The organism is Kangiella shandongensis (assembly GCF_020005365.1).
Taxonomy (GTDB): Bacteria; Pseudomonadota; Gammaproteobacteria; order Enterobacterales; family Kangiellaceae; genus Kangiella; species Kangiella shandongensis.
Map to the genome: position 1 here is coordinate 82,525 of NZ_JACNML010000003.1, position 10,515 is coordinate 93,039.

General features: G+C 45.2%; 9 protein-coding genes and 1 tRNA gene. 4 read left to right on the top strand and 6 right to left on the bottom strand.

The window, feature by feature from the left end:
• Nucleotides 1–194 precede the first annotated feature (194 nt).
• From rimK to H7708_RS03825, 3 genes are all read left to right on the top strand, one after another.
• Nucleotides 195–1,109: a 30S ribosomal protein S6--L-glutamate ligase gene (rimK, locus tag H7708_RS03815; protein ID WP_223669151.1), complete on the top strand. Its 915-nt coding sequence runs from the start codon at nucleotides 195–197 to the stop codon at nucleotides 1,107–1,109.
• 23 nt (nucleotides 1,110–1,132) lie between these two features.
• Nucleotides 1,133–1,546: an ATP-dependent zinc protease family protein gene (locus H7708_RS03820; RefSeq protein WP_223669389.1), complete on the top strand. Its 414-nt coding sequence runs from the start codon at nucleotides 1,133–1,135 to the stop codon at nucleotides 1,544–1,546.
• A 562-nt stretch (nucleotides 1,547–2,108) separates the two neighbouring features.
• Nucleotides 2,109–2,199 (top strand) — tRNA-Ser (locus H7708_RS03825).
• A 407-nt stretch (nucleotides 2,200–2,606) separates the two neighbouring features.
• Here H7708_RS03825 and egtD read toward each other — a convergent pair.
• The 5 genes from egtD to cysG all read right to left on the bottom strand — a co-directional run bounded on the left by egtD (nucleotide 2,607) and on the right by cysG (nucleotide 8,189).
• Complete coding sequence (gene egtD / locus H7708_RS03830) at nucleotides 2,607–3,542, bottom strand: L-histidine N(alpha)-methyltransferase (protein ID WP_223669152.1); 936 nt, start codon at nucleotides 3,540–3,542, stop codon at nucleotides 2,607–2,609.
• A gap of 9 nt (nucleotides 3,543–3,551) precedes the next feature.
• The gene (egtB, locus tag H7708_RS03835; RefSeq protein WP_223669153.1) at nucleotides 3,552–4,850 is read right to left on the bottom strand and encodes an ergothioneine biosynthesis protein EgtB; all 1,299 of its coding nucleotides are present in this window, start codon (nucleotides 4,848–4,850) and stop codon (nucleotides 3,552–3,554) included.
• A 35-nt stretch (nucleotides 4,851–4,885) separates the two neighbouring features.
• Nucleotides 4,886–5,659 carry a PhzF family phenazine biosynthesis protein gene (locus H7708_RS03840; RefSeq protein WP_223669154.1) on the bottom strand — a complete coding sequence of 258 codons (774 nt, stop codon included), beginning with the start codon at nucleotides 5,657–5,659 and terminating at the stop codon, nucleotides 4,886–4,888.
• A gap of 119 nt (nucleotides 5,660–5,778) precedes the next feature.
• On the bottom strand, nucleotides 5,779–6,741 hold the full coding sequence (cysK, locus tag H7708_RS03845; protein WP_223669155.1) for a cysteine synthase A: 963 nt from the start codon (nucleotides 6,739–6,741) through the stop codon (nucleotides 5,779–5,781).
• Between the two features lie 2 nt (nucleotides 6,742–6,743).
• Entirely contained in the window at nucleotides 6,744–8,189 is a 1,446-nt protein-coding gene (gene cysG / locus H7708_RS03850; RefSeq protein ID WP_223669156.1) for a siroheme synthase CysG, read from the bottom strand.
• Between the two features lie 173 nt (nucleotides 8,190–8,362).
• Between cysG and H7708_RS03855 the strand changes: the two genes are divergently transcribed.
• Nucleotides 8,363–9,370: a LysR substrate-binding domain-containing protein gene (locus tag H7708_RS03855; RefSeq protein WP_223669157.1), complete on the top strand. Its 1,008-nt coding sequence runs from the start codon at nucleotides 8,363–8,365 to the stop codon at nucleotides 9,368–9,370.
• A gap of 425 nt (nucleotides 9,371–9,795) precedes the next feature.
• Here the strand turns inward: H7708_RS03855 and H7708_RS03860 are convergent, their stop codons facing one another.
• Nucleotides 9,796–10,509, bottom strand: coding sequence for a phosphoadenylyl-sulfate reductase (locus tag H7708_RS03860; RefSeq protein WP_223669158.1), 714 nt, complete (start codon nucleotides 10,507–10,509; stop codon nucleotides 9,796–9,798).
• Nucleotides 10,510–10,515 lie beyond the last annotated feature (6 nt).

The window sequence follows — 10,515 nt, forward strand, 5'->3', positions numbered from 1 at the left end:
ATGCGGAAAACGTGACGGTATGGTGACAGCTAATTGTCAGAATGGTTGCAGCTTTGTGACAAACAGGTTGTGCTCTTTGAAACTGTGATCAAATCATTACTCTTTTATGCTCATTATTTGCTATATAGTTTTTAGAGCTATGTGCTATATTGAAACTAACTTCCTTCATATGCTCCATCTTCCATAGGGTTTACATGAAAATCGGCATCCTTTCCCGCAACGCCAGACTATATTCGACCCGACGATTAGTCGAAGCAGCAAAACAACGTGGCCATACTCCACAGGTCATTGATGTACTCAAATGCTTCATGAATATCACAGCTAACCGCCCTACCGTTCATAGCAAAGTTAAAGGTGAAGTAACCCAGCTAAATTTTGATGCCGTCATACCACGTATTGGTGCCTCCATTACGGCTTACGGCACCGCGGTATTACGTCAGTTCGAAGTGAGTGGCGTTTATTCGATAAACGAGTCCATTGCCATCACCCGCTCACGGGATAAGTTGCGCGCTCACCAGCTGTTGGCGCGTAAAGGCGTTGGCATGCCGATCACCAGCTACGCCCATGCGGCCAACGCGACAGAAGAGTTAATCCAGTCGGTTGGCGGCGCACCTTTAATTGTCAAAGTGATAGAAAGTACGCACGGAAATGGCGTGGTATTAGCGGAAACCAATAAAGCTGCAGAAAGTTTGATTAATGCCTTTAGAAGCCTTAACGCCGACTTTTTGGTTCAGGAGTTCATTAAAGAAGCCGGCGGTTCCGATATCCGCTGCTTCGTGGTCGGTGAACGCGTCATTGCCGCTATGCAGCGTAGTGCCAAAGAAGGTGAGTTTCGCTCCAACCTCCACCGTGGTGGCAGTGCTGAAGTCATCAAGTTAAAGCCTGACGAGCGTGCTTTAGCTGTGCGCGCAGCCAAAGTCATGGGACTTGATGTTGCCGGCGTGGATTTAATTCGTTCAGCCCACGGCCCGCTGGTTATCGAAGTGAACTCATCGCCAGGTCTCGAAGGTATTGAAACGGCAACAGGCAAAGACGTTGCTGGCGCCATTATCAAGTATATTGAAAAAGATTCCTTAAAAGGTCCTAACAAACCGAAAGGCAAAGGTTAAACGAGGATACTACTGTGAGTAAAATGACAGTTGGCTGGAAAGAAGAAGCTAAGCTAACAGAGCTCAAGATTGATGCCATAAAAGTTAAGGTCGATACCGGTGCAAAAACTTCCAGCCTGCACGCCTTTGATATTGAGTCCTTCGATAAAGAAGGCAGTACCTATGTAACCTTCAAGACATGCCCCGATAAACGTCATCCCAAACACACGATCACCTGTGAAGCAAAAGTCATTGATTACCGAAAAATCACCAGCTCCAACGGACAAACTCAATTACGTTATGTCATACGCAGCCCAATAACCATAGGCAACAGCACCTGGAACATAGACATCACGTTAGCCAACCGCCACAAGATGCGTTACAAAATGCTTCTAGGCCGAGAAGCCATGAAAAACATCATCGTATCGCCCCAGAAGACCTACCTCCAGTCCGACTAAGATCAAAACAGGCTTGCCATAACCGACACTTTCAGCTATCTTACGCGGCCTGAGAGCTTACGGTGAAGTGGCCGAGTGGCTGACAAACCAAAGGTTTGAACGCTGGGGCTATGCACCAGCGGCCCGTCAGGGCGAGAAAGCGTCAGCTTTCGAGTAATGCGCACGCAATAGTGCGCCGTGGTGAGTTTAGTTTCGACACCACAATAAAACTTGAGACTAAAGAAATACGGTGAAGTGGCCGAGTGGCTGACAAACCAAAGGTTTGAACGCTGGGGCTATGCACCAGCGGCCCGTCAGGGCGAGAAAGCGTCAGCTTTCGAGTAATGCGCACGCAATAGTGCGCCGTGGTGAGTTTAGTTTCGACACCACAATAAAACTTGAGACTAAAGAAATACGGTGAAGTGGCCGAGTGGCTGACAAACCAAAGGTTTGAACGCTGGGGCTATGCACCAGCGGCCCGTCAGGGCGAGAAAGCGTCAGCTTTCGAGTAATGCGCACGCAATAGTGCGCCGTGGTGAGTTTAGTTTCGACACCACAATAAAACTTGAGACTAAAGAAATACGGTGAAGTGGCCGAGTGGCTGAAGGCGCACGCCTGGAAAGTGTGTATACGTTAACAGCGTATCGAGGGTTCGAATCCCTCCTTCACCGCCATACAATAAATACCCGCCTAGTGCGGGTATTTTTGTATCTGCGTTAACGGGATGAGAACCTTGGTTCGACAAAATCGTCTGGAACGATTTTGAACAGCGAAGCTGCCCGAAGGGTAAAATACGAGGATGTATTTTATTAATCCCTCCTTCACCGCCAAATTAAGAAGCCTGCCTTGTGCAGGCTTTTTTATTTGCTGAGAGAGTTGATGAGAAGCCTCAAGGGTTCGAGCCGAGCAGCTTTGCTGCAAGACAACATCGGAGCTTTTCTTAAAAAGCGACGATGGCCCGAAGGGTAAAATACGAGGATGTATTTTATTAATCCCTCCTTCACCGCCAAATTAAGAAGCCTGCCTTGTGCAGGCTTTTTTATTTGCTGAAGGCGTTGATGAGAAGCCTCAAGGGGCAAACCTAAACCGCCCTCAAATAATTCACGCTAAACAGCTGGTTATCATCCAACCAGCTATGCTCCAGATAAAAACCAGCTGATTCGGCCATCTCTGCAATACCGTCTAAGGTGTATTTGTAGGAATGCTCGGTATGGATCAGTTCGCCTTCTGCAAAAGTGACCTTATGCCCCAAAATATTGTAATCCTGTTGAATCAGACTTCTCAGGTACATTTCGATACGCTGCTGCTTCTCATTGTATAGAGCATAGTGCTCAAACTTTGAGACGTCCATCTGTGCCTCAAGAATTTGGTTAATATGATATAAGGTATTGAGGTTAAATTCGGCGGTAATACCTTTCTTGTCATTATAAGCTGCATGTAAAACTTCATTTTCCTTATGCAAATCAACGCCAAGCAACATCCCGCCCTGCTTTCCAACCAATTCCCGCATTTGCTGCAAAAACTGACGAGCATCGCCCGGTTCAAAATTGCCAATGGTCGACCCCGGGTAAAACACATACTTCCTATAATTCTGGTACTTGTCTGGAATAATGATCGGCTGTGAAAAATCACTGGCGATAGGTGACACATCTAACCAGGGATAAGTATTAGACAACCTGCTTGCCGACTGAGCTAGAAACTCAGCAGAAACATCCTGCGGCACATAGACGCTCGGATGTAGCTCATTTAAAAGATACTCAATTTTTTTACAGCTGCCTGCTCCCGGTTCAATAATTAAGGCTTCGCTGTCAATATGACGTGCTATATCCTTGGCATAGGTAAGTAAAATAGATCGCTCGGTACGCGTCGGATAATACTCAACAAGCTCCGTGATTTGCTCAAATAGTTTCGAGCCCCGATGATTATAAAAGTACTTAGGGTTGATAAATTTTTGCTGCGATAAAAGTCCTTCCATGATCGCCTGCTGTTCTTCTTCGAGTAACAGTTCAGTGGTCACAATAGCTCCTTATAGATCTCTCGCTAAACGTATTCCTGAAAACTGCCACCTGGCTTCAGGATAGAAAAAATTACGATAAGTGCTTCTGATATGGTCTTTTGAGGTAGCACATGAACCTCCCTTGAGCACAAACTGATTCGCCATAAACTTCCCGTTATACTCACCCACAGCACCGGCCAACGGCTTATAGCCTGGGTATGGGCTATAACTGCTTGACGTCCATTGCCACAGCTCACCATATAATTGGAGCAGTTTATCATCAGCCTCGGTAGCTTGAACTGGCTTCAAATAATACGCATCGACAAAACGGCCTTTCACCGGCTGATTCCTAGCGGCTACCTCCCACTCCTGCTCCGTAGGTAGTCGCGCCCCTTTCCAACTGGCAAACGCATCCGCTTCATAATAACTGACATGAGCAAGTGGGTCATCGTCATTAACGGGCTTAACACCTGCCAGGGTGTAGTGATACCAGAGTCCACCATCTTTAAACCAGTACAAAGGTGCATGCCACTGTTTTTGTTGCCTTACATCCCAGCCGTCACTAAGCCAGAACTCCGAACACTCATAACCGCCATGCTCAATAAATTCCATGTATTCAGCATTAGTCACCAGACGGTTGCCTAGCTCAAAACCATTCAGGTAGTGTTGATGTTGTGGAGATTCATTATCAAAACCAAACTCGGAGTTCACATCCGCTTCCACGTCTTTGCCAATAACAGCGAGTCCTGGCTGAAACCTAAGCCAGTCATGCTCAACCGGTTTCCTGTAAAGGCTGACGTTATCGTCATTGGTCTTACGATAATGCGGCATCAGTGGGTTTTGATATAAGTTATATTTTAGATCGGTCAGCAATAATTCCTGATGCTGTTGTTCATGATTGATGCCTAGCACTACCAGCGACAGAGCCTCATCATATTGTTCCGAAGTTAAACTTTTAAGTAAGTTTACTATTTTGCTTGTAATGAACTGGCGATATTCAAAGACTTCGCTAACTGTGGGACGAGACAATAAATGCCGCTGCGGTCGTGGAAACTGTTGACCAACAGCGTTGTAATAAGAATTGAAAAGATACTCGTACTGTGGATTATAAGGCTTAAACCCTCGTTCATAACGCTTTAAAATAAAGGTTTCAAAAAACCAGGAGGTGTGAGCTAAATGCCATTTAACCGGACTGGTTTCTGCCATTGCCTGTAATCCAAAATCATCTACTTCTAATGGCTCACAAAGCGACTCGGTAAAAGCTCTTACTGTTTCAAACTGTGTTTGAACCGATTCAAGATGCGATGCTGTTGTCGTTTGATCCAGCATAAAATCCTCGAATATCAATACCCTATTACTCTATCTTACCGTCGAATTGTGACATTACCAGAAATCCAGACGGCTCCATGGACAAACTTACCGTTGAGTTCAGCGCCTTCTTTAGACAGTTGTCGCGCAGTTACCTTACTCTGCCCTAGCTTGTGATACCAATAACTGATTAACACTCTATGGGCGGAGCCCGTGGCTTTATCCTCGGTAACACCATGCTGAGGCGCAAAGTAGCGAAAACAATAATCGTAGTCTCTGTTGGTACTTTTTTGAGTTGCAATTAACGCTCGATTGGTGGAACGCTTTAAGGCACCGCCATCAACTTGCAGCTTTGACAGTTGAAAGTCCTCTGGCCATTCCATAATCCAATAGCCATCGCTAGCGCCAGCTTTATATGCTGTGAGTGGCTGAGAACTTAAACAATCGTCAGCCCAGCTCGGTATCTTAGCTGGCTCGGCTTTCAGTTCATGGAACTCAAGCCAGACAGAACCATCGCCTTCTACTTTTGCCATCACCTGGGTGTGTATGGTTCTAAACTGGAATACTTTAAAACCCTTTTCAGCCAATACCCAGGCACTTGCCAACAAGCCATGCCCGCACAGTTGAATTTCATGGGTACTGTTAAAGAAGTGAATGTTAAAGACGTCGTTATTAATTTGTTGTACAAAGCAGGTTGCAGGTACGTTTTCTTCTAAAGCAATTTCCTGCATCTGCTCTTTTGACAGAGACTCATTCAAACAAAAAACGACAGCGGTCGTTCCTTCTAAACGGTCAGTTGCGAAAACAGAAACACAGTATCGATCAGCCACAAGTAATTATTAGTCATTATCCGTGCATTGATTATGCCCATGGTTGCTTCCAAACATCAAACGGCCAGGCATAAAAAAGCCCGCATTAACGCGGGCTTTATACAGCAGAATATATTTTACTAATTTAAGGTTGCGACTATGTCTTCGTCAGAACCTTCATCAATGTCATCGAACAGGAAGGTACTGAGATAACGTTCACCAGTATCAGGCAACATGGCCAGGATATTAGAGCCTTCAGGAGCCTTTTGTGCTACTTCCAGCGCTGCCGCAAACGTTGCACCAGACGACACACCACAGAAAATACCTTCGTTACGCGCAAGTGCCAGTGACGTATCACGTGCAACCTCATCTGAAATGGATACGACTTCGTCATAAATTTCTTTATTCATAACGTCGGCAACAAAATCAGGAGTCCAACCCTGAATCTTGTGCGGCTGCCACTCCTGGCCCTGCAGTAGAGCTGCGACTTTCGGCTCGGTGGCAATGATCTTAATATCAGGACGAGCGACCTTTAAGACTTCACCCACACCAGTGATAGTACCGCCAGTACCATAGCCGCTGACAAAATAATCAAGATTTTCATTGGCAAAAGCACGCAGGATCTCCGGTGCCGTTGTGTTACGGTGATATTCAGGGTTAGCCAAGTTTTCAAACTGACGAGCCAGGAACCAACCATTCTTCTCTGCCAATTGTTCAGCCACTTTTACCATACCAGTACCACGTTCTGCCGCTGGCGTTAGCACCACTTTTGCGCCCAGAGCTCGCATAATCTTGCGACGCTCAACCGAGAAAGTCTCGGTCATTACAGCCACAAAAGGATACCCCTTAGCGGCACAGACCATGGCCAAAGCAATACCAGTATTTCCTGAGGTCGCTTCCACTACCGTCTGGCCTGGTTTTAACAAGCCTTTACGCTCAGCATCATTAATAATGGCAAAAGCTAAACGGTCTTTAACGGAAGCCAGCGGGTTAAAATATTCCGCCTTAACGAACATATTAACGTGCTTAGGCCCTAAGCGGTTAATTCTAACGATAGGTGTATTACCAATCGTATCCAATATTGAATCGTAAATTTTACTCATCGTTATACAGCCTCTTTAATGGGTTGATGCTGACCATCTCGGTAGTCATCGTTTAAATGTGAATTCTGTGTAATCAACTGACTATATTTAAACCAGCCTAACTGATTGGCTAATGCCGCCACTTCACCTATCACAATCAGCGACGGCGACACTATGTCATGCTCACTGACTAAGCCCGGTAGCTGTTGCAGGGTGCCGGTGATTACTCGCTGCCGAGGTAGCGTGCCATTTTCGATAACAGCGATTGGTGTCGCACCATCTCGCCCATGCTTAATTAATTGTTCAACCAATACCTCATTACGCAACAGCCCCATGTATACTGCGACGGTTTGCCGCTCCCTGGCCAGACTCTGCCAGTTCAACTTATCTTCAGAGTTTTTACAGTGTGCCGTTATAAACATGACTGTTTGCGAATACTCACGGTGAGTCAATGGAATTCCTGCATAGCTGGAGCAACCTGAAGCGGCAGTAATGCCAGGTACGACTTCGTAATCAATACCTGCTGTTACCAGCTCCTGAAGCTCTTCTCCACCACGGCCAAAAATAAAAGGATCGCCACCTTTTAGACGGACCACGCTGAGCCCTTTTCGCGCATACTCAATCAACAGTCGATTGGTTTCTTCCTGCACCACACTGTGCTTCTTCGCTCGCTTCCCAATATTAACTAAGGTCGCATCACGACGCACCTGCTCTAAAATATCCTGGGAAACCAATGCATCATGTAAAACAATATCTGCTTTCTGTAAGACCTTCAACGCCTTGACCGTTAACAACTCCGCATCACCAGGACCAGCACCAACCAGAAACACTTTCCCTGCTGGCTGAACTTGTTTCTGATATAGCTCAGTTACTCGCTCAAAGTCATGGTTCAAAATGTCACTATCCTCAGTAGCATGCTCAATATACCACTCTGAAAAGTCACGCTTACTTTTTAAGCTCTGAAACTTTTTTTTTACAAATGGACGGTAATCTTTAAGCTTACTAAGCAAGCTACCTAAGTTTTTCGGAAGCAACCACTCAATTTTTTCACGAATCTTTCGGGCTAACACGGGGGATACGCCACCCGTTGAAACCGCCACCAGTAGAGGCGAACGATCAATAATCGCCGGCATGATGAAAGTGCTCAACTCCAGATCATCGACCACATTAACCCATATATTACGCTCTCTGGCAGCTTCACTCACTTGTTCGTTAAGTGTTTTATTATCAGTTGCTGCGACGACCAGATACTTATCATCAAGCAAGTCAGCTCGAAACGTTTCCTGATACAACCTTAAACCGTGCTTGTTCGCCAGCTCTATCACTTCTGGAGAGAATTCCAGGGCGACCAGACTGACTCTGGCATCAGCCTTAAGCAAACTCTTCAATTTTCGACAGGCAATCTCTCCCCCACCTACGATAAGGCATTGCTGTTGTTGCAATTTAACTGTAATGGGAAAATACTCCATAGCCTGACCTGTTTACGCTGACCGTTTAGATGGCCATATCTAAACATTGATTGTCAAAATTGATAAATAATCTTTAGCCAATCCCTTATAACCAAAAAGAATATAAAGCTTGCCTTTGGCCGTCTATACGTATACTATCGACGTCATTATAGGGTATTTAAGAAGTAAATGTTATGAAGTTACAGCAATTGAACTATCTTGTAGCTATTGCTGACAATAACCTGAGCATCACAAAAGCAGCTGAAAAGCTTTATACATCTCAGCCCGGAATCAGTAAGCAGCTAAGGTTATTAGAAAGTGAATTAGAGACGAAGATCTTCGAAAGAAACGGCAAACAACTGGTGGGTATTACCGAACTCGGTGAGGAAGTTCTTAACCGAGCACGCAAGGTATTACATGAAATCAACCATATTAAGAACATCACAAACCTGGCGAATGACAGTGACTCGGGCAGTTTTTCCATTGCAACGACCCAGACGCAGGCCCAGTATGTGCTGCCCAAAGTTTTTAGTAACTTCCATAAACGTTACCCAAATTTGACTATTGATTTGCAGCAAGGCACTTCCGATCAGATTTTAACGCAGCTGCAAAAGCAGGAAGTCGATTTTGCCATTGCTTCTGGTAATATTGACCTTGGTGCCAATATCATCAAGATCCCATGCTTCCAATGGGATAGAACCTTGTTGTTCCCACATGATCATCCTCTTGGTGATTTGAAAAAAATCGAGCTCAAAGATCTTGCCAAGTACCCTATCGTGACTTACCCATTCATGGGTGGGGCAAAACATTCCAGCCTGACCAATGCGTTTAAAAAAGAAAAGCTGGAACCCAATATCGTCTTCACCGCTCGAGACGCTGATGTCATCAAAACCTATGTCCGTAATGGTTTCGGCATCGGAATCGTTGCCAGTATGGCTTTTTCACCACAGCAGGATCGGGACCTGCTCGGCTACTCGACAAAAGATATTCTTCCTCGCTGCACAACCTGGTTAGCATTTAATAAAAATATCTTTTTGAAAAAGTACATGAAAGACTTTATTAATGACTTTGCTCCGCATATTTCAAGCGAACAGCTAAGCCGTTATATTCATAAAGATTACACCTCATCGCTACAATTAATGAACGAAGCAGAAAAGGAAGAAGAAAAACCACTGCCGATGCACCAGATGTGGCATATTTAATTTGCTTTTGTAGAGTATGGCCCGGCCCACCTTGTGTCATCCCGCGGTACCACAGGCACTTCCTACGCTCGCTCACCGCGGGGTGCAGTGACTTTGGAAACAGTCTCTCCTTAGGTATATTTTATCCAGTAAAACCTTTTTTTATGGATGTTCATTTTCTTTGCTTCTCCAAAGAAAACGAACCAAAAGAAAAGACACCCGATATTGAAGTCATGCAAGCATGACTAAACTGTAGCCAAATAAAAATTCTTAACGCACCTCAAACAACAGGCCGTCCATGGCCTGATATTTGTTATTTGAATCGTCCAAGATTCAAATTGCTAAATTTTTATATTGCTCCAGCTCAATATTAGGGAAAATTGGTGCTAGTTGTCTTGCTTTCGTCACTCTGTCACTTGATGACAAAACTTCAAACTTAATAAGGTCTAAAGCCCCGATAAAGTATCCACATGTAAACCACACTCACGAACCACTCCGCCAAAGCGAGTTTCTTCTTCCGTCATATCAGCGGTTAAAGGCACCGTACTGTGGGTGTCACCAATCGACACATAACCTTTATGCCAAAGAGGATGGTAAGGTAAATCATGCTTTTTAAGGTAGTCATGAACAGTTTTATTACTCCAGTCAATAATAGGATGTACTTTTAACCGATCTTTAAACGACTGCACCACAGGAAGGTCCTGCCGAGAGCTCGCCTGCTGCCTTCTTAAACCTGAAAACCAGGTCTCAGCTTTCAACTCATCCAACGCGCGATCCATGGGCGCCACTTTATTGCGCTCATTGTATTCCTGGATGCCATCCTTACCCTGCTCCCACTGCTTACCGTATCGAGCTTCCTGCCACGCAGCGCTCAATTCACTGCGACAAACTTTTAAATTAAGATTCAATCGCTCGGTTAATTGATCTACAAACTGATAGGTTTCAGGAAACAGGTAGCCAGTGTCGACCAGGATCACCGGTATGTCAGGCATAAATCGCGTTAGCAAATGCAGGCTAACGGCAGACTGAGCACCGAAACTGGAGGACAGCACGATGTTCCTTGGCATATTCTCCAGTGCAAACTGCACTCGCTCTTCGGCCGATGCCTGCTCCAGTTTTTGATTGACCTGCACGAGCCACGATGGGCTTGCTAAACTCATGATAAC